Source organism: Ruegeria sp. HKCCD4315 (assembly GCF_013112245.1).
Lineage (GTDB): Bacteria > Pseudomonadota > Alphaproteobacteria > Rhodobacterales > Rhodobacteraceae > Ruegeria.
The window spans coordinates 260,704-281,216 of record NZ_WVRN01000001.1; the positions used below are offsets into that span (position 1 = coordinate 260,704).

General features: G+C 54.5%; 16 protein-coding genes, 1 tRNA gene and 1 pseudogene. 7 read left to right on the forward strand and 11 right to left on the reverse strand.

The genetic code is table 11. The annotated features are described in order from the left end of the window. Positions 1 to 80: 80 nt before the first annotated feature. A pseudogene (locus tag GS646_RS23175) lies at positions 81 to 1,478 on the reverse strand (adenylate/guanylate cyclase domain-containing protein); the annotation flags it as partial. Between the two features lie 824 nt (positions 1,479 to 2,302). Between GS646_RS23175 and GS646_RS01210 the strand changes: the two are divergent. Next, the gene (locus GS646_RS01210; protein ID WP_216600426.1) at positions 2,303 to 2,758 is read left to right on the forward strand and encodes a hypothetical protein; all 456 of its coding nucleotides are present in this window, start codon (positions 2,303 to 2,305) and stop codon (positions 2,756 to 2,758) included. Between the two features lie 650 nt (positions 2,759 to 3,408). Here the strand turns inward: GS646_RS01210 and GS646_RS01215 are convergent. From GS646_RS01215 to GS646_RS01245, 7 genes are all read right to left on the reverse strand, one after another. Further along, positions 3,409 to 3,753, reverse strand: a complete 345-nt coding sequence (locus tag GS646_RS01215; protein WP_171183770.1) for a RidA family protein — start codon at positions 3,751 to 3,753, stop codon at positions 3,409 to 3,411. 48 nt (positions 3,754 to 3,801) lie between these two features. Beyond that, on the reverse strand, positions 3,802 to 4,818 hold the full coding sequence (locus tag GS646_RS01220) for a D-cysteine desulfhydrase family protein (protein ID WP_171183771.1): 1,017 nt from the start codon (positions 4,816 to 4,818) through the stop codon (positions 3,802 to 3,804). A 16-nt stretch (positions 4,819 to 4,834) separates the two neighbouring features. Beyond that, a complete protein-coding gene (locus GS646_RS01225; RefSeq protein WP_171183773.1) occupies positions 4,835 to 5,563 on the reverse strand; it encodes a TSUP family transporter in 729 nt (242 codons plus the stop codon). A 37-nt stretch (positions 5,564 to 5,600) separates the two neighbouring features. Beyond that, on the reverse strand, positions 5,601 to 6,341 hold the full coding sequence (locus tag GS646_RS01230) for an aspartate/glutamate racemase family protein (RefSeq protein WP_171183775.1): 741 nt from the start codon (positions 6,339 to 6,341) through the stop codon (positions 5,601 to 5,603). 28 nt (positions 6,342 to 6,369) lie between these two features. After that, on the reverse strand, positions 6,370 to 7,608 hold the full coding sequence (locus GS646_RS01235; protein ID WP_171183777.1) for an FAD-binding oxidoreductase: 1,239 nt from the start codon (positions 7,606 to 7,608) through the stop codon (positions 6,370 to 6,372). Positions 7,609 to 7,612: 4 nt separating this feature from the next. Continuing rightward, positions 7,613 to 9,826, reverse strand: a complete 2,214-nt coding sequence (locus GS646_RS01240) for a TRAP transporter fused permease subunit (RefSeq protein ID WP_171183779.1) — start codon at positions 9,824 to 9,826, stop codon at positions 7,613 to 7,615. 80 nt (positions 9,827 to 9,906) lie between these two features. Further along, positions 9,907 to 10,914 (reverse strand): TAXI family TRAP transporter solute-binding subunit, encoded by a 1,008-nt coding sequence (locus GS646_RS01245; protein WP_170377124.1) that lies wholly within the window; start codon positions 10,912 to 10,914, stop codon positions 9,907 to 9,909. Positions 10,915 to 11,051: 137 nt separating this feature from the next. Here GS646_RS01245 and GS646_RS01250 point away from each other — a divergent pair, with 137 nt between their 5' ends. Together GS646_RS01250 and GS646_RS01255 are read left to right on the forward strand one after the other, a co-directional pair. Then, complete coding sequence (locus GS646_RS01250; RefSeq protein WP_253758642.1) at positions 11,052 to 11,990, forward strand: LysR family transcriptional regulator; 939 nt, start codon at positions 11,052 to 11,054, stop codon at positions 11,988 to 11,990. A 486-nt stretch (positions 11,991 to 12,476) separates the two neighbouring features. Beyond that, positions 12,477 to 13,757, forward strand: coding sequence for a serine hydrolase (locus GS646_RS01255; RefSeq protein ID WP_171183780.1), 1,281 nt, complete (start codon positions 12,477 to 12,479; stop codon positions 13,755 to 13,757). 79 nt (positions 13,758 to 13,836) lie between these two features. Here the strand turns inward: GS646_RS01255 and GS646_RS01260 are convergent, their stop codons facing one another. The 3 genes from GS646_RS01260 to GS646_RS01270 all read right to left on the reverse strand — a co-directional run bounded on the left by GS646_RS01260 (position 13,837) and on the right by GS646_RS01270 (position 16,356). Next, positions 13,837 to 14,538, reverse strand: a complete 702-nt coding sequence (locus GS646_RS01260) for a hypothetical protein (RefSeq protein WP_171183781.1) — start codon at positions 14,536 to 14,538, stop codon at positions 13,837 to 13,839. Positions 14,539 to 15,115: 577 nt separating this feature from the next. Next, positions 15,116 to 15,205 (reverse strand) — tRNA-Ser (locus GS646_RS01265). A 254-nt stretch (positions 15,206 to 15,459) separates the two neighbouring features. After that, positions 15,460 to 16,356 carry a MurR/RpiR family transcriptional regulator gene (locus GS646_RS01270; protein WP_171183787.1) on the reverse strand — a complete coding sequence of 299 codons (897 nt, stop codon included), beginning with the start codon at positions 16,354 to 16,356 and terminating at the stop codon, positions 15,460 to 15,462. 292 nt (positions 16,357 to 16,648) lie between these two features. On the opposite strand from GS646_RS01270, the gene GS646_RS01275 reads away from it, so the two are divergent. From GS646_RS01275 to GS646_RS01290, 4 genes are read left to right on the forward strand one after another with little or no spacing between them, the layout of a single operon-like run. Next, positions 16,649 to 17,731: an alcohol dehydrogenase family protein gene (locus GS646_RS01275; protein WP_253746501.1), complete on the forward strand. Its 1,083-nt coding sequence runs from the start codon at positions 16,649 to 16,651 to the stop codon at positions 17,729 to 17,731. Further along, entirely contained in the window at positions 17,728 to 18,306 is a 579-nt protein-coding gene (locus GS646_RS01280; protein ID WP_171183788.1) for a dimethylsulfonioproprionate lyase family protein, read from the forward strand. The genes GS646_RS01275 and GS646_RS01280 overlap by 4 nt, the downstream gene beginning before the upstream one ends. Next, positions 18,303 to 19,409, forward strand: coding sequence for a mandelate racemase/muconate lactonizing enzyme family protein (locus GS646_RS01285; RefSeq protein ID WP_171647433.1), 1,107 nt, complete (start codon positions 18,303 to 18,305; stop codon positions 19,407 to 19,409). The genes GS646_RS01280 and GS646_RS01285 overlap by 4 nt, the downstream gene beginning before the upstream one ends. Continuing rightward, a complete protein-coding gene (locus GS646_RS01290; RefSeq protein WP_171183791.1) occupies positions 19,406 to 20,512 on the forward strand; it encodes a mandelate racemase/muconate lactonizing enzyme family protein in 1,107 nt (368 codons plus the stop codon). The genes GS646_RS01285 and GS646_RS01290 overlap by 4 nt, the downstream gene beginning before the upstream one ends. Position 20,513 lies beyond the last annotated feature (1 nt).

Here is a 20,513-nt window from a genome sequence, read left to right on the forward strand (position 1 = left end):
ATCAGAGGAAGATCGGTGCATATCGACTTAAACCGCTCCAACAAGGCTTGGGTGGAAGGATCGATCCAATGAGCATCTTCGACGCACAGAATAACCGGGCGTACGTTTGATCGCACTTGCACGGTATGGATCAAAGTTTGGATTGTTATGTCGCGTTGCTCCTGCGGTGACATCTCGAGCACCGTTCGGGCGAGCGCGCTTCGGGGTGCGACCAACGCTGCAAAGACAGGCAGAGCTTGTTTCCAGTCCAGCCCGGGCCGCGCTTCAAGCATCTTCCTGACATGTTCGAGGATCAGATTGTCGTCGAAGTCCGGTTCGACCCCGGCGTCTTGGGAAATTCGTTGGGCAACCGGATGAAATGGGCTACTGCTGAGGTAAGGGGAACAGTTCAGTCTTATGACATCGGCTTGGTCGTTTACGGCGATGTCAGCAAGAAATTCCTCTGTAAGTCGCGATTTTCCAATCCCGGCTTCACCGGACAGCAGAACAACCTCTCCGTGACCATTCTGAGCACGTTGCCATGATTGCAGTAAAATTCCCTTTTCGTAGTCCCGCCCAACCATGACGCTGTCGACATCGTCTCGATGTGAGGCCCGAAACCGGCTTTCCGCACTGCGTTCTGACATCACTTTCTGCAGATTACGTGGTTCAGCAAACCCCTTGAGCTGTGCCTGTCCAAGAGATTTAAACTCGAATATCCGATGTAAAGCTGTCTCGGTTTCCTCAACTGACAAAACGACTGAGTTTGGCTCTGCATGCTCTTGAATCCGAGCCGCAAGGTTGACGACCGGACCAGTCATGGCTCCTTCCTCATATGTGTTTTCACCAACGGTATCGCCGACCACAACATCACCGCTCGCAACTCCCAGTCTAACTGACAAAGGCTCTCCGTCAGGCGTTTTGAGTTCTTTGACACGTTGAACAGACTCAAGACTGGCTTTTACCGCCCGAATCGCGTGATCTTCGTAAGCCCGCGGCCATCCGAAAAACACTAGAAGACCATCGCCCAAGTACTTTGCAACGTAGCCACCATATCGGCTTACGGCTCCTGCAACAGCATCTTGATAGTTCTGTAGCAAGTCCCGCATGTCTTCGGGATCAAAGCGATTGGTGAGTTCAGTCGAACCTACAAGATCGGCAAACAAAACAGTTACGTGACGTCTCTCTGCAGTAGGTGGTTCAACATGCTTTTGTTTGCGCAGATCGTCACTTTGTGAATTGTCTGAGGTGGGCGCTTGTTCGCCTTCGGGCGTTTTTTCACGAGCTGCTTGTGACGGGGAGGTTGCGTTCTGTTGGTCGACTAGCTCGTGAATTGCGGCAAGAATGATTTTGCGATGACCAAGGCTTACTCCGAGCTCTTTTAAGTCGTCGCCAGATAGTAGTGGCAGAACACGCGCATCGATATCGTTTTCCGCAAAAACATCTGCGTACTGACTCAGTTCGAGATCGTTTAACCATTTGTCTATTTCAGCCGACAGCTTTGGATCATGCTGAGATACGCGACACTAATCAAGAAAACGCTTTCAAAACGAACTGACTATTCAATGAATGGCGTCTGTTTCATTTTTCTTCAGGTCACTCTACAATTCCGGCTTTTGCCACCGCGTTCTAGATTTACACGACTGGCTGATTGGCTGCACACGTTTGATGATTGCCTTTGAAGGCGACTTTGTACGCAATTCGCAAGTTCAGGCAACCTAAGATTTTGCGCTCGCAGCGAACGGCAGATTCGACGGGCCGCGCCGCAGCATGGAGACTATAGAGTGAAGGTCCGTTATGGGTCGATACCAGTCCAAGCCTTCCAAATTTGGCAAATACCGTTTCGCATCCGAGGTCAGGAACGAGCCCAAAGCGGCCCTGAGAAATGACGCAACTCATCTCCCGCGGTGAATGTAGGTAACACGCTTTAGGTTGGATTGGGGTAGAATATCGAAAGGACAGAACGAGGCAGATGTCTGCCGTTCGGCTATCAGCCCACGCTCTCGTAACCCATCTAGGCCTCTATGCTTGGATCGGATCACCTGGCAACCCTATATCCTCTCTGATGGGGTCAGGCAGATGAAGGTTTTGTGCCAGGATATCCGCTTTTTCTGACAGCGTTTCCGCGCGTTCTGCAGCAGTTTCCGCTTTGGATTGCATTCGCGACTTTCTGAGTATCCACGCCTTCACCAACCAGAAGTGTCGACAGTAGGGACGCATTTCAGTCGCGTCCGAAATTGCTCCAAGCGCGAGTTACTGATCACCTGCCATCATGTGTGCAATCGAAAGGGGATAAAGCCAGTATGGCAGAAACGGATCTTCGGTGGAACGATCAACAGCCTCTACCAAACTCTTCTTCTCACAGGTTTCTCGCACCGAACTGTACGAGGGAATGGCCGCAGAGGTGGCGTGCGAAAGCAACTTCAACATTTCGATGCGGAATACTGTTCTTCCGGCAAGGATCGTCCGAATTCAGGAGCTGATTTCTTCCGGTCAGCTTGCGCCTAGCGGCCGCCTGATTGAACCCAGTGAAAAGGCAAAAAGGGGTCAGATCGTTGTGCATCTCGATCTGGTGCACCCTGAACACCGCGAACTATTGGTGCCGGGTAGCGGTTGCATCGTCCAATCCTACACCACCAATTTTGAAGGTGAAATGGAAGGAACTCTTGTCGCCCACGGGATCCAGGCTATGGGAATCATCAAGGCCGTCGGTCTGCGGGTTAAAGCTTGGTTCGGCCTGACTTCGGGTATCGGCTTGATCGGTGGTGGACACGCCTGATTTCCCAAAGACTCCCCTATTCAATAAACACGGCTCCCGATAAACGTTGGGAGCCGTTTCTACTACTCACGTACAGACCGCGCGCCATAAAGCGAGTTCTGTCACGGCTTTCTGCTGCACGGCGAACGATTAATTGGTTCGCTCAGGCAGTCTTTTGCAAGGGACTGGCGAATGCATGCGGTGGCCCGGAATGTCAGCTTCGTCCACGTTGCAGGCATTCATTGAATCCTGCCGTACGTCTGCTTCGAGCCCAAAGGAGACTTAGGTGATGAGTGCAGCAATTTTCGTTTAGGGCGTATAGTGGATATTAGTTGCATCTGTGGTAAAATCCACTCCTGATTTTCAGAGTGGGCATTCACTGCTAAGCGTTTGTGCTTCGAAATTGGCTGCTCAAGGCTTAGCTGCCTGCGGAAGCGGCATAGCGCTTGGGCTGCGGCTGATGACCACGATTGCAGATCAGGTACGTAGGATTATCGGCCGTTCTTTTTTCAACGCGCAACGAGAGTTGTCGCCCGTTGGAAGTGCAAATGGGACTGCAGCTTAAGAACCGGTAGCTCTTTTTCGCAAGAATTGGCGCATTAACTGAGAACTTATGCCTGCTATACTTCGAACACCACTCCGTCGATCTTGCAAAAACTCCCGGTAGGGATTCAGTCACAGGCTGCCGTTACAATCATTTCAACTTTCAAAACACTTCGGGCAAGCTTGGACTCTCCGCAGGCACGGGCTGGAGCGTGGCCTTCAGGCACCCAGGCGTCCCAGACGTCATTCATTTCGGAAAAGTCCTTCATGTCAGCTAGCCAGATTTCGCATTTCAGAATACGGGTTTTGTCGCTGCCAGCTTTGGTCAACAGGTCTTCAACCTTCGTTAGGATGTCGCGTGTTTGTTCGGCAACTGTAGGTGCGTCTGAGGTTTGACCGCATAGGTATGCGACGCCGTTGTGCTTGACGATACGGCTCATGCGCTGGCCGGTTTCGATCCGGGTGATAGTCATGTTTTGTGTCTTTCCAGTAGGGGAATTTTGGTGTCGTGATAGGTGGGTTCAGGATAGGCCGCTTACCAATTCGTTTTCGTATCCGAAGAGTGCAGGCAACCCGCCCGTATGCAGCATGACAACTTTTTGGCCGGGTTGAATTACTCCTTCACGCACCAAGTGCAACAACCCTGCGAAGGTTTTCGCAGTATAGACGGGGTCAAGGAAAATTCCTTCGCTGCGCGCCATCTTTTCCAAGGCCGATCGTGTCATTCCACTTAGCTTGCCGTAACCTGGGGAAAGCGCGCAATCTGAAACGTTGATCCTATCCAGCAAAGGTGCTGCGTCTATGTCCAGTAAATCCGCCAGCTTATGCAGCACAGTATCCATTCGAGCCTTTTGTTTGTCGCGATCCCGGCGCACGCAGACGCCAAACACAGAAGAGGTATTCCCCGCCAACGTCAGTCCTGTCAACAAGCCTCCATGTGTTGCGCCGCTGCCCGAGGGAACGACGACCGCATCGAAATCCGACATCTGCTGGCACAGTTCATTTCCGGCGACGACATAGCCCAAGGCACCCAACGGCGGATGGTCCAATCCCAGGTGAATGACATAAGGTTTGCGACCCTCAGCCTTCAGTTCGTCGGCACGCGCGTGCAATGCGGCGTCGGCACCGGATTCGTCCTCACCCTCGGGATAGCTCATATGTTCGGCGCCCAGAATTTTTGCTAGCAGCACATTTCCGGAGGTGTAGTACTCTTTGCCCATATCTGGGACACGCTCTTCCAGTTGCAGGACGGATTGCATGCCCAGTTTTGCTGCGGCGGCTGCAGAAGAACGAACAAAGTTGGACTGAACTGCGCCGGTGATCAAAATGGTATCCGCACCTTCCTGAAGAGCATCACCAAAATAGAACTCGAGCTGCCGCGTTTTGTTTCCACCAAACCCAAGCCCGGTCAGGTCATCGCGTTTCAGCCAAAGGTCGATGCCCAATTCCGAAGACAATCTGTCCAACCGTTCCAAAGGAGTTGGACCTGACATGAAGTGGGCACGAGGAAATCTGTCCAGTCTGTTGAATTGTGTCATCGTCTGCCCTTTGAGTTCACACAATCGTAAATGCGCGATGAAAGAGAACGCCGCAAGCTATCAGAGAAACCACGCGGATAGCAGTTGTGACCAAGCTCTGCGGCAAATGGGCCCCAACTGCACGACCCAAAAGGCTACCGATCAGTGTGAGTACGACAAAGCCCCATAGCTGCGGGCCATAGGCAAAGGCTTGCGTCTCGGACAGGCAGTGCAACAGGAAGGCGACTCCGTACGCCAGCAGCGCAATGGGTTGAACCAACCTGGCAACCTCTTTGGCTGGGTTGCCTTTCGCAATCAATCCGAAAACCAGTAAAGGGCCGGGCGTCGCTGCCCAAACAGTCGCCAGCCCGGACAAGCCGGAAACGGTCGAAAACCCTACTGTTCCAATTGAGCGACGTAAGGGTAGCAAGGTCGTCAAAAGCCCGATCAGCAACAGGCTGGCCGTGAGAGCAAGGACAAACGCCTCGCTCAGCCAAGGGTGTACGAGAAGGCCCGCGACCACTCCGACGAGGCATCCGATGATGGCCGTGCGAATGGTCTGACGGTCGGTCTTCAGCACCTGGCGGTCTGTCGCAACCGCGGAAACGACGGTGTTCAGTAGCAGTAGTACTGGAACGGCTGTCGACGTACCAAGCAGGATCATCATTGGCGGTCCAGCAAGGATGCTGAAACCGATGCCAACGCCGACTTGCAGCATTGCTCCCAGGCCTATGGCAACCATCAGGATGGTTAGGTCAACGGACACTTAAACCCTCCAAGCCCCGCGCTAAACTGCTGTTCCTCTAGGCCCAAGGCATGATGCCAACATAGGATTTGCGTGTAGCCACGGTATGCGCCATCTGCGCCAGTGTCGTCAAATCGAAGACCGGAAGTTGCAACTCGTCCTGAAGGCGCGCCGCATAAGGCGGCAAATCGGTGCATTCCAACACCAGCGACCGTATGTCCGGCGCCTGAAGTTTAAGTCGCCGCGCCGCCTCAAGGACTTCAGCTTCAACTAGATCGGTGTCCATGCGGGTGCGCGTGTTTTGCAGGATCACCTCGGAAAATTCGCTGGTGTCCTGCAAACCTTGCACCGAGACGGGAATGCCTGCCGCACCGACTCCTTCGAAATGCTTCGGCGTCAGAGCAGTTGCATCTGCGGTCAACACGCCCACCGGGGCATTCGCCCCGGTCATGTGAAAGGCCAGAGGAACCTGTATCAAGCTGGATGCAAAGACAGGTACGGAAACAGCCGCAGCCAATTCCTTTTGAAACAAAGCCAGAAATCCGCAGCTTCCAGTAATTGCCCGAACGCCCTCGGCCTCAAGCCGTTGCGCGCCCTTAATAAAAGGCGCCAGCAGCTCGGGCGTCGGGTTGTTTAGCAGGGTCGGGACGGTGATGCCGTTGATCATTTCGTAAAGAACAGGAAACGGAAGGCTAGACGGATTCTTGATGTGCCCAGGCGGTTTGGGGAAATAGCTTTCAAGGCACAGAACCCCGATCGAAGCCCCGCAGATGTTTTGGCCGCCTTCATAAATTGGCATGGTGCTCAGGTCCTTTCGAATAGGGGATTTAGAAACGGGCCAGCGAGAATGGGTCCAGGTTAACATTCGGGCTGCATCCCGAAACCAGATCCGCCACAAGCTCTCCGGTTTTTGGCGCCATCATCAGCCCGTAATGAGAATGGCCGAACGCCGTAAAAAGCCCGTGCTTTCCGTTCAGCGGCCCAATCGCTGGCAGACTATCGGGAAAAGAGGGGCGCCGACCCATCCAGAACTTTGCCTCGCCAGTATTGAGGTCCGGCACCAAAGACTTTGCCTGATCGGTGAGTATCATTTCCTTTCGCGGATCGGCTGGCGCATCGACACTGCCAAACTCGGCTGTGCCAGCAACCCTCAGACCGCCCTGCATTGAACTTGCGACGACCTTTGCGTCCACATCCATGACAGAGTTGTTCAGCACAGCAGAAGGAGCCGGAAATTCAACGTGGTAACCCCGCTCGGCCACCAACGGTACTGGTATGCCAAGGGGTTTGAGCAAGTCGGCAGACCACACTCCGGCCGCGAGGACAATATTGCGCGCGTGCAGCGTGTCATGTGACGTGGCAAGCTGCCAAATGCCGTCTTCGCTGTGGCTCAGCTTGATGACTTCGGACCGCACAAACTCAGCCCCTTGCGCACGTGCTTTTTCGGCCAATACAGCGCCCAAACGCCCGGGAGACGTTGCGCGAGCCTGACCTTTGATCACAATCGCAGCCTTGAGGTCTTTTGACAGCGCCGGTTCCAGGCGCCGCAATTCGACGTCATCGACACGCTCCAATTCACCGCCTTTTTCCCGGCGGATCAGATAGCCAAGATCATTCAGGTTGGCCTGTTCAGGATTGCGGAACGCGTGGATATAGTAACTGTCCGCGATCAACGCATCATGCCCGGTGCCCTGCAGGTGCCGACGATACAGATCAATGGACGGGCGGCATAAAAGCTCCATCGCATCCGAGGCTTCGCGAACCGACTTTTCGCCGGACTTACCCAAAAACTGCAGCCCCCACGGGATCATCTTCGGCCAGAACGACGCCCGGACTGAAAGCGCGCTTTTCGGGTCCAACAGCATTTGCGGCAGCTTTTTCCAAATGCCCGGAACTGCCTGCGGAATGATCGACCAGGGCGACACCACACCTGCATTGCCGAACGAGGTTTCTTGCCCCGGCTCACCCCGGTCGATTAGCCGAACCGGGATGCCTCGGTCTTGCAGCGACAGGGCGCAACAGATACCGACGATCCCGGCGCCGATGATAGTGACTTGTTCTGCCATCGTATCAGGCCGGAGAATGACTGCGGTTGCGGCCGATCAGTTGGGTGACAATGACCGGCGAGGCCACAGCCAGCGCGATCAAGTCAGCCGTCAGGCTGGGTGCGACAAAGATAACCCCCGCGATGGCCATCAGGATACGCGATGCGAAGTTCAGCGGTTTCAACCAGTATCCGACCACGGCTGCGGACAGGGCGATGACCCCGGCGATGCAACTGGTGGCGGTATAGGTGAATTCCCACAGGTTGAAACCTGTTGAGGACACGAACAATAGGACCGGCGCATAGACGAAGGCCATTGGCGCGATCACCTTGCCCAATCCTAGCGTAAAGGCGGACAACCCTGTTCGGAACGGGTTGGAGTTCGCAATGGCTGCCGCCGCATAGGCCGAGGTACAGACCGGAGGCGTGATCTCGGACACCACTCCGTAGTAGAGCACGAACAAGTGGCTCGCGATCGGCGGGACACCCAGCTGCGCCAGCGCGGGCTGTGCGACCGAGACCAGCATGATGTATAGTGCGGTGGTCGGGATGCCTGCACCCATCAGGATGCAGACGATGGCAATGAAGACCAGCGAGATGAACAGTTGCAGGTCTTCCATCGAAAACAGCTGCCAGCTGCCGAACGAGATCATATTGTACAGGTCTGCAGCCAGATTGCCTGCGCCTTGAGTGACCATGAACCCGATGCGAAATCCAATGCCGGTTGTATTGATAACACCGACGACGATACCGACGGCCGCAGCAGCGGCGCCCACGGCCAGAGAGTATTTCACTCCCAACTCAACCGCTTGCAGCATTTCGGGTACTTCGATGCGTTTTTGTGGGTTCAGCGTTGCGATCACCGACAAGGCACACAGGATCGCCGTCATCGTCAGATCAAACCCTCCATCTGAAAATTTCCACAGTACGAAGGCCAGGAACGCCGCGGCATAGATCAGCGTGGGCGGTTGTTTGATGCGCGACATGCCAGCGATCACCGCCAGAGAAATGCCGCAAAAGGCGGACATGAACGGCGTATATCCCGTGAACAGCACGACCAGCAGACCGATCAGAGGTACAATGTTGGCCCAACCTTCAGCCCAGACGGCCTTGAGCTGCGGCAGTTGTTCTTTCGCCAAGCCTTGCAGGTTCAGCTTGCGTGCCATCAGGTGCACCACGGCAAAGACGCCGACATAGTGAAGGATCGCGGGGAAGATCGCGGCGATGACGATGGTGGTGTAGGGCACCTCAAGGAACTCGGCCATGATGAAGGCCGCTGCCCCCATGATCGGCGGCGTGATTTGCCCTCCGGCTGACGATGCGGCTTCGACGCCGCCCGCAAAATGGCCGGGGTACCCAAGGCGCTTCATGTTGGGAATGGTCAGCGCGCCGGTCGAAACGGTGTTGGCCACCGAAGAGCCCGAGATCGTGCCGAAGAACGCCGAGGATACCACCGACACTTTTGCCGGCCCGCCGGTATAGCGGCCCGCCAAAATGGTTGCGTTGTCGATGAAGAGTTGTCCCAATCCGGTGCGCTGCGCGATCACGCCGAACAGGACGAAATGGAACACGATGGTCGAGACGACCCAGAGGGTGACGCCATAGATGCCTTCCTGCGGGAAATACATCGACGACACGAAGGTTTTGAAGTTCACACCTGGATGCTGCAGCAAGCCGGGAAAGTACGGACCCAACAGAGCGTATGAGATAAACACACAAATAATCAGTGGCAGCACCCAACCCAGCGTGCGGCGAGCGATGTCCAGAACCAATAGGATGATGACTACGCCCAAAACCACGTCAAAGGTGTTCGGGTTGCCCATTCGGAATGTCTGTTCCTCGATCCCCAGAAACGGAATGCCGCGCCAGGCGACCCCAACATACAGCGCTGCAATGATCCCCAGCGCCATGAAGACCAAGTCGTAAAGAGGGATGTTGCCGATACGGAACCGGCTGACCTTGAGCGCATAGAGGTTTTTGGAGCCAATTATCGGAATTGTCGCGTAGACCAGAATGAACAGTAGCGCCAGATAGATACCCATGTGCCAATGGTCGGCTGGCAGGCCGAAACCGGCTGTGAAGAATTCGTAGAACGCAAGGATCAGGGCAACAACGCGCAGTACCTTGCCTGCGGTGGGCGTGACTTGCCGTACGGCGGCGCCTTCGTCGAACTGTTCTTCGATGGCGGCCAGTTCCTCGGCCGTCAGTTCGTGGTCATCAAGTTTCTGGGTCTCGGACATGATGGCCCCCCGATTTCGCATAATTCCAGAGTGCGGTGCCCCGAGCAGGGGCACCGACGACAAGTGTCAGTAAGCTAAATTTACTGAAGCAGACCGGCTTCTTTATAGAATTTCTCGGCCCCAGGATGCAGAGGTACACCCAGCGCCTCGACACCATCCAGCGCCGTGTCGGGAGTGATCTGCTTGCCTTTGGCGTGACCATTGTCCAGCAGCTTGCGGGTATTGTCGTTCCACAGCGCCTTGGTCAGGCCGTAGACCAGTTCGTCAGACAATTCCGAAGACACAACCAGCATTGCACTGACCGCCGGGGTCTTGGTTTCACCGTCGATACCTTCATAAACGCCACCTGGGATGGCCGAGGGGATGTATGCCGGGATGATCTCGTTGATCTTCGCCATGTCTTCGTCGCTGAAGGAATGCAGATTCATGCCCTTAGTTGACGATAGCTGCACCATTGCCGCAACAGGCCAGCCTGCAGCGTAGAAATAGGCATCCAATTGACCGTCAGCCAGACGCTCGGCGCTTTGGCTGTTGTTCAGCTCGGCCTCATCCATGTTGTCACGGTTGACGCCCCAAGCATCCAGCATCTGCAGCACGGCAACCTGTGTACCGGAACCGGCTTGCGCGATGCCGACGCGCTTGCCTTCAAGATCGCTCAGATCGTTGATTGTCTCACCGGCAGGCAGAACCAAGTGGAGGTCTTCGGGGAACAGGTTGGCCACGATGCGAAGATTGGGGTGAGGTTTGCCCTCGAACTTGCCCTCACCCAGATACATCGAGCGGGTGACGTCAGCTGCGGCCAGGCCGGCCTCAAGCTCTCCGTTCTGAACGGCGGCGTTGTTGAACACCGACGCGGTGGTGGATTGAGCGATAGCAATCAGGCCCGGTACGCCGCACTGGCCGCCTTCTTCGCAGGGGCGCGAACCCGGCGGGGCGGAGATTCCATTTGCGATGGTGCCGCCGATGGGGAAGTAAGTTCCGCCTGCGCCGCCCGTACCGATGCGGAAAAAAGTTGGGTCTTGCGCCAATGCAGGGGCGGCAAGCGCGCCTGCCAGAGCCAGTCCCGTCAAACATTTCACAAATTTCATCATCATCTCCCTTGTTGGATCGTCGGATTCGGTTTGGCCGAATTTCGATCCTGCAAGCGTAGTAGCAATTTTCATAAATACAAATTTGTTATATTTCATAAAACTAAGGTTTGGCTTATACATCGACCATGAACCTTATGCAGTTGACCGTTTTTCGCGAGGTGATGGAGACCGGCTCTATCTCTCAAACAGCCAAGAAACTGAACCGCACCCAGCCTGCGATCAGTTTGGCCTTGAAGAACCTTGAAAAGACCCTTGGCCTGACACTGTTCGAGCGTAAGGGACGGCGATTGGTCCCGGTTCCCGAAGCGCATTACCTTTTGGCCGAAACAACTGGTATTCTGGACCGCCTAGCGACGATTTCCAGTACAATGGAAGGGTTGATTAAAGGGCATTCCGGTAGTCTGAATATCGCTACAATGCCGGGCCCATCCGCTTTCCTGTTCCCGCGTTTCATCAGCCAATCTGTCGGCGAAAACCCCGAGATACGTATCACATTGTCTACACGCAGTTCGCCTCAGATTATAGAGCTTGCGGGCACGCAGAATATTGATTTCGGCTTTGCAGACTTCGATCATTCAACTGGGAAAGAGCCTCAGTATTCAACAGAACTGATCCGGGCAGATTGTTTTTGTGCCGTTGATCGTGACAGCCCGCTTGCTTCACGCAGGACCGTATCCATTTCCGATCTCGACGGAGCGCCTATGGGGGGATTACATGCCACGCACCCGTTCCAGCGTAAAATTCGACAAGAGTTTCAAGATGTTTCAGCTGACTACAATCCAACAGTGACCTGTCAATACTTTCTGCCGCTGATACCCTTTGTGAGCTCAGGTCAGTGTTATTCAATCGTGGATCCGTTGACCGTAGCGACTGAACAAGAACTAAACCTGTCCAACGGAAAAGTTGCGTTCGTGCCCTTCGAAAAGCCGCTCAGATATGAATATGCGCTCCTTGAGCCCGATCACCGACCACCGTCTCAACTGGCTTTAAAGATCAAAGCGGGCTGGAAAGCCGAAGTGTTAAAGATGTTGGCAGAGGTGAAAGCCAACCCTCGTGCAATTGGGATGGATTAAGCCGGAAGCGAACAAAGCTGAATAACACTGTTTTACAAACAGAAAACTGATGGGAAGGAGGGTTCATTTGGATCGACTTGCGACGAGTAGGTGTATATCGGCTAGGTGACCGGAACCTCAAGTTTCTTGGACCGGACCGAAGGTTCGCTTAGTCCCGCTTAGCGGTCATCGCCGCCGTCACTGGGAAAGGTCTCCAGTGCGGACAAAGCCGCCTTATGCTCATCGCTTTCTGGTAACTGGTCTCACACCGAAGCGGACCTTCCTTTCGAGCTTTACATCCTCCGAGATGCGTACGAAGCGGGTACTGCTCAAGGCGACTAACGCACAGTATCTGCCATCCGTCGCTTGCGACTAATAAACTGTCCTACCAGAGATTAATTCGCAGTCGTCTGACAGCCTCTGGCCCAAACACAAGGGGCTAGACACCAGAGCTGAAGCGTGGCTGGATTGCTTAGAGATTGTCTAGTCGGACGGAGATCCTCAAAATTGAAAAGAAATGCAAACAAGCTGTTAGTGACTTCCGCTATTGCTATCGCTCTGTTGGCCTCCGGTGCGGTATTTACTGCTTCTACACAACCAGCAAGCGCAGAGGCTGGTTATTTCTGGGATGAAACCGTTGGGTCTGTAGATAGAAGCCCTTGGATATTTGAAGGTACAAATGTTTTTGGCGAATTAGCACGAGTTCCACCGTCAGATTGGGTGCGTACTTTGGAAAAAGCGGCATACCCAACTGAGCTTGAGACTTTTGTTTTCACAGCTAGCAATAATGAAGAACAGAACATCAACGATTGGTTGCATCAAACGCATACCGATAGCTTTTTGATTTATCACGATGGCAAATTGGTCGCTGAAAAGTACTTCAATGGCATGAGAGCTGATACGCCTCACCGCATTCACTCGATCACCAAGACTGTGTTGGGTATGGTAGCAGGGCTGGCGGTTGAGGCGGGAGAATTAGATCCCAAAAAACTGATCACCGAATACCTGCCAGAGTTGGAAGGCCCAGCATTCAAAAATACAACGGTTAGACACCTACTTGACATGACCGCTGCTGTTGATTGGAAAGATGCGTCCAGTGGCTACTTAGACGATGCTGGTGATCTGTTCTGTGCCTTTGGTCAGGACCTCTCTGAAAAAGTTGAAATTTGTGATACTGAGTCTGGCGTCAAAGAGTACATGATCTCTCTGAGTGATCGCGAGACCTTGGTAGAAGACGGTGAAGTCTATAGTTACCGTTCAGTGCTATCTGCGTTGCTGGGTATGGTTATCGAGTCGGCAACTGGCGAGAGCTATCTGGATGTACTGGCCGAGTTGTGGCAGGACATCGGTGCACAGGACCCTGCATATAGCGAACTGGGGCCCAAAAAGATTGTGCAAACCAGTGGTGGGATGTTCACCAGCTCTCGTGACCTATTGCGGTTTGGCATAATGATGCTGGACAACGGAAAGGTTAACGACACTCAAGTTATTCCTCCTGATTGGATAGCTGACACGATTCAAGCAAATGATGACGTTATCGCAGCTTATGAGAAAAGCGCATATTCAGAGGTGTTTGAAGGCTTCCACTACCGTAATCAAGTTTGGGTGAAAGACAGAGAAAAAGGTGCGTTTTATGGCATTGGTGTCTATGGGCAGCTGTTGTATGTGAACCAAAAAGCCAATGTGGTTATGGTGAAGCTATCAAGCCAGCCGGACGTTCAAAATACACCTATGTACCTGGATTCTATGGTTGCGATGAAAAGCATTTCAGAGACTTTGAGCAAATGAAATTCAAGGCGTCTTAGTCTCTAAAGCACAGCTAAACGGCTCGGCTTATACTACGGAAAGACTTAACAGTGTCGTCGGGTTAGTAACGGGTGACCTCGACTGCGACCGCAGCAAACACCACACCAATCAACAGAGCTTTTGTATTCACTGCCGAAAGGCTGGGCAGTTTGACCCGAAGAGACAGGGCTATGATCACGCCCCCTGTTAACCCAGTCGCAACTGAAAAGATCATGCTGCTTTTGTCCGCGTTGAGGCCGATCAATATGCCGACTGCAAGCGACGCTACAAAGTATGCGCGTAGCCATCCAGACATATGCCTGGGGTGGGTTTTGTAGAGGTATATATTCACCCCAAACAAATGCAATGAATAGGCCAACGTTCCAACTGCGTACAGCTCAGGTGATGTTCCGGTCGTTTGCATGACGGTAATGGCGAGCAAGCAGTTATAGGTTCCAAGTGCCACTGTGTCCAAGCCAAGCGACAACCTGTTATCGGCCCCCGTGTCGCGACTGGCTTCCAGCAAGTAGTAAATGAGAAATCCTAGGAGCGAATAACCGAACAGCGAGTTTTCCCATTTCCCATTTGCAGCCAAATCGGCCGACAATTCACCGATTTTTGGCAGTAAGAAAAGGAAAGCATAGCCAAGTCCGATCCCAGATGAAAAATCAGAAAGCCAGCCTGCTAGGCCGGGGAATCTCTGGTAGAAAGACACGCAGAAGACGTGAACAGTGCCAATGACTGCAATCGATGTTATCGCGAGGTATGTCGAAGCGTCGAACACGGCTAAGATCCAATGATCACATTACAATTTGTATGAGACACCCCTTGGGAGCGTTTGCACAACCCAAAAAGTGAAGAAGGTGCGGTTTGAACAGAACACTCAACGACAGCTTTCCGGACTTCATGCCATGTTTCTTCGAGGTCAGACCAGCGGGGTTTTTCGTTTTGGCGTTCATGATTTGCTCCATTATTGCGTGTTAGAACACCAGTTTCCTCCCACAGTCCCACCGAAAAACTCTGTCGTACCGTGGGACAAAATGAAGACGCTGCTATCGGCCTATGTCCGCTTGATCCCACAGCGCGTTTCCTGAGGTAGATTCCGATAAGGTTCGCTTTACTCAAGCAGTGATGGCTACACACTCCTTTTGGGATTGGGCGGCAATGGTTTTATGAAAGGTGCGGCAATCGCATTAGAATACGCAATTTAGATACGAAGTACGAAGCAGCCAGTGGGTTGCAGTTGGGCATAGCTGATTCACCCGTTGCATGAGGTGGCAACCAAGCGCATTTGGGATGGCGGGTTTTTTAGCGGGTACCGCAATTAGTGCCCAAAAATACCATTTAAATTCAATGATATATGGCGGAGACGAAGGGATTCGAACCCTCGAGACGGTTTCCCGCCTACTCCCTTAGCAGGGGAGCGCCTTCGACCACTCGGCCACGTCTCCGCCGACGGGTATATCCTTGCAAACACTGGAAATACAAGGCCATTTGTCGACGGTTTGACAGTTTTATTGAATTTTCCGGAAATCCTTGAAATTGCTTGGATTCACGTGGCGAATGGTGAATTGCGACGCAATTCGCACACTGTTTTTCAATCTGCGCATCGCCGAGGCGTTTCAAAACTCGAGCCGAAAGCAAAGGGCGCGTAACCTGAGTCTCGTGAAATCTGCCGATCACAACCGGTGTCAACTGAACCGGTTCAACGGGGCCATTCGGGTTCAGCCGCGTAGATGCCAAGTTGATGGCGGCGGCGGTGGAACCGCTCGACCCGTTCGACGATCTCGTCGCTGGAAACGGCGATCACAAAGGACAGCAGGGTTTCAAGCAATGCTATGGTTGAAACGGACGATGGGAAAAATTGGGGCGTATCTGCAGATACAACGAATCCGTGATGGGCGTTCAGGATGACAGGGCTGGCCGGGCTGTCCGATATCCCCACAACTGTCAGGCCCTGTTGGCGTGCCAGTTTGATCGCCTCGATCACTTCAGTGCGGTAAGGGTGACATGTGATTGCGATCAACACATCTTGTTCGTCAGCCCATGCCAGATCATCGACCGGCGTGGATCCGGGGCGTGGAATGGCATGGAACTGCTTCATTCCTGTGGAGGCCAGGTAGGTGAAATTGCGCGCGTTTGAGTTGTTGACGCCCACGCCCAAAGTGAAAATCTGCCGACAATTCCAGATGTCTTCTGCAGCCGATTTCAAGCGCTCAGCGTCAATACCGGCAAAGGTTTCTTCGATGTTCCGTATCGCTGCACCGATCATGTCGGCGTAAAGTGTACCCAGCTCTCCGGACTTACCGATGTCTTGCAGCCAACGGGCGCGGTCCGGGAACGAGATTTGACCCTTGCGGATCGCGTCGCGAAACGGTTCGCGGAAATCGTCATACCCGTCAAAGCCAACTTGCCGTGCCATGCGTACAAAGGTGTTGGGCTTAACCTTTGCAGCCTCGGCAATTTCGCGCACGGTCGAAACCCCAACATCCGTTGGGTTTTCCAAAACATACCGTGCGGCTTTTTGCGCTTCGGGTGTGAGGGCGTCCCACTCGTCAGTCAGGCGGTTCAGGACAGCTTGGGATACGTTTGTGTCATTCATGGTTGACGATGGTACAAATGTGAAATTAGCGTGTCGAGCAGAAACGCGACTCGCGATAAGGAACGATCATGTCCGCGAATGAATTGCCATCACTCTTGCATGCGGTGATCGCTGACTATGACTAATTTGCCATGAACGTGAAGCGTATTGCGCACAGGTGCAACTGTGCTTGCGAAAAGACCACCGCGCCAGCCGACGAACAGCGCATTGCGCGCGCTGGCAGGACGTTTCTGATTGGGGGCATTGCACCGACAAATACGCCCCGCACTGACGCAACAGTGGAGACCGCTCAATGAGCTTGCCTGAAACAATGAAAGCTATGGTGACAATGGGCCACGGTGGCCTGGAACAGATGGTTCTACATGGCAACTGGCCGCGCCCCGAACCACAGATTGGGGAAGTGTTGATTAAGGTCGCGGCCTGTGGGCTGAACAATACCGACGTCAACACGCGCTCAGGCTGGTATTCAAAGACCGTGACCGACGCAACGACCGGTGGTGCGTTTGAAGAGGTTGGAGAAGACGACCCTACCTGGGGCGGGAATCCGATCACCTTCCCACGGATTCAGGGGGCTGACATTTGTGGACACATCGTGGCTGTGGGTGAAGGTGTCGACCCCCGGCGCATAGGTGAGCGTGTCATAACCGATGGCTGGCTACGCGATCCAAACGATCCCGAAAATATGGATAAGACCGGCTATTATGGGTCAGAACGAGATGGCGGGTTCGCGGAATACGCGACGACGCTTGCGGTCAATGCCGTGCCGATCACGTCAGACCTGTCGGACGCTGAACTGGCCACTTTTTCATGTTCCTATTCCACGGCCGAAGGCATGCTGACCCGCGCCAACGTAACGGGCCGGGACACGGTTCTTGTGCCCGGAGCATCGGGCGGCGTTGGCGGTGCCCTTGTCCAGTTGGCAAAACGGCGTGGCGCGCGTGTCATCGCGATGGCATCCGAGGCTAAACACGCAGATGTTGCCAGGCTTGGCCCAGATGTCATTTTACCGCGCGGGCCAAAGGATCTGCGTGATGCATTGGGTGACGAAAAGATTACAGTGGTCGCGGATGTGGTTGGTGGGTCGTACTGGCCGAACCTGATCGACATTCTGGAACGCGGCGGTCGCTATACCTGTTCTGGCGCGATCGCCGGACCAATGGTCGAGTTTGATCTGCGCACTTTCTATCTGCGGGATCTAACTTTTACGGGCTCGACCGTGATTGACCCACAGGTGATGCGAAACCTTGTCGACTACATTGAAGCAGGGGAAATCAAGCCCGCCTTGGCCGCCACATATCCTTTGGAGGAATTGCGTGAGGCGCAAGCCGCGTTCATTGCCAAACAGCACACCGGAAATATCGTGGTGATACCATGACGCTTGACGACGTTTTGGAGGCGGCGCGGCAGCTACATCAGGCACACCCTGAGCTGTCCGCCTTTGGCGCTTGGCCATCTGATCTGTCGGCCGCAGTGACAGAACCAGTTCACGTCCCAGCCGCAGATCTGGTGCAGGGTTTCGGTCTGCGGGGGAGTGAACTGACGCAACCGCTCATCGACGCCGTCAAGGCAACCACCCATCTGGCCCATTGGAAACAGACCTACACCGAGGAAGAGGTCGGGGCGGATTTTCTCAACCGTTACGGCTATTATGAGCTGTTTGGTCCGACCGGACATTTCCACTCGGCGCAATTGCGCGGCTACATCGGGTATTGGGGGGCTGGCCTGAACTATGACTGGCACAGCCATCAGGCAGAAGAAATCTATTTGACGCTGGCGGGTGGTGCCCTGTTCAAGGTCGAAGGGGATGAGACTTTTGTTGGCCCCAACCAGACACGGCTGCATTCCAGTCGGCAAAGCCATGCCATGATCACAACCGATCAACCGATCCTGACCTTTGTGCTGTGGCGTGGTGACGGGATGGGCGACTTACCAAGAATGGACGCCAAATGAAAATCACACGAATTCGGGTTTTTCAAACCGGGTTGCCGTACGTCGGTGGTGCCTATGTTTGGGGGGCAGGGAACGCTATCGAAACGGCCATTGCATCGGTTGTGGTCATCGATACTGACGCGGGCTTGCAAGGGTGTGGCGAGTTCTCTCCTTGCGGGGAAAACTACATGATCGCCCATTCCGAAGGCGTCCCGGCATTGGCGCGGCTTATTGGGCCGAAGCTGCTGGGTGAGGACCCCCGACAGGTGGCGCGGATCGAACAGTTGATGGATCATCTTGTGCAAGGCCACGGCTATGCCAAAGCCCCATTCGATGCGGCGTGCTGGGATATTCTGGGTAAGGCGTCTGATCAGCCGGTCTGGATGCTGCTGGGCGGCAAGCTGACGGACGGTGCGCCGATGTACCGGGTCGCGCCGCAAAAGGCGGTGGATGAGACTGTGGCAGAAATGAATGTCTATCGCGATCAGGGATACCGCCAGTTTCAGGTCAAGGTCGGAGGCGACTGGGCTACCGATATTGATCGGATCCGCACTACGGTCCCTCTGTTGCAATCGGGTGAGAAGGCGATGGCCGATGCCAATCAAGGATGGCGCGTTGACAATGCGATCCGAGTGGCGCGGGCGACACGCGATCTGGATTTCATCCTCGAACAACCCTGCCGCACCTACGAGGAATGCCAACAGGTGCGCCGCGTGGCCGAGCAACCGATGAAACTGGATGAATGTGTAACAGGCATCCACATGGCGCAGCGGATCGTTGCGGATCGTGGGGCCGAGATCTGCTGTCTGAAGATTTCGAACCTCGGTGGCATCAGCAAAGCGCGGCGCGTGCGGGACTATCTGGTCGACAACCGTATCCCGGTGGTCAGCGAAGATACCTGGGGCGGCGAGATCACGACGTCAGTGGTAGCGCATTTTGCGGCCTCGACACCACCTGAATACCTGCAGAACACAACGGATCTGATGAACTACAACACCAGATCAACCGGCATCGGCGGACCAACGGCTAAGGATGGCAAGCTCTTTGCATCGGACACGCCCGGACTGGGCGTTGCCCCTGATTTTGAAAGCCTCGGCACGCCTGTAGCGGAGTACACACTATGAAGATCAAGTCCATTACCGTTTATCAGGTGGACCTGCCGTTAGAGCATCCCTATTGGCTGTCTGGCGGTCGGTTGAAGTTCGAAACCCTCGACGCGACGATTGTGAAAATCGAAACCGACGCCGGACTGGTAGGCTGGGGTGAGGGTACCCCATGGGGGCACACCTATGTTCCTGCCCACGGACCAGGCATTCGCGCCGGTATCCAGACGATGGCCCCGTTCATTCTGGGTCTCGATCCGCGCAAGGTTTTGGATGTGGAACGGGCGATGGATCTGGCCTTGCCCGGGCATCTTTACGCCAAAAGCCCGATCGACATGGCCTGTTGGGACATTGCCGGTCAGGCGGCGGAACTGCCCATTGCTGATCTGATGGGCGGCGGATCGCGCACACCGCGCCCGATTGCTTCGTCGGTAGGGGCAAAGACTGTCGAAGAAACCCGAGAGGTGATGGAACGCTATCGCAGCCGGGGTTACATCGCCCATTCGGTAAAGATCGGCGGCAACGTGGAACGCGACATCGCACGTGTTCGCGATGTAGAGAGCATCCGGCGACCGGGAGAGATTGTCCTGTATGACGTGAATCGCGGTTGGACGCGGCAACAGGCCCTGCGGGTGATGAGCGCCTGCGAAGACCTGAACGTTATGTTCGAACAGCCGGGTGAGACGTTGGATGATATTGCTGCGATCTCGGGGTTGCATGCCTCGCCTGTCTCTGTGGATGAAAGCCTCGTGACCTTGCAGGATGCCGCCCGGATTGCCCGCGAGGGTATTGCCGAGATCTTTGGGATCAAACTTAACCGGGTTGGTGGATTGACCAAGGCTGCCCGGATGCGGGATATCGCGCTGGCCCATGGCATCGATATGTTTGTAATGGCAACCGGCGGCACGGTTCTGGCCGATACCGAAGCACTGCATTTGGCGGCCACGATCACGGATGACAATTGCCATGCGGTATGGTCCTGTCAGGACATGATCACCGTCGACATTGCGGGCGGGCGTGGGCCGCGCAATATTGACGGTCACCTGCACTTGCCTGAAACTCCGGGGCTGGGTGTGCACCCTGATGAAAACACGCTGGGAGATCCTGAAGCCGTGTACAAATAGG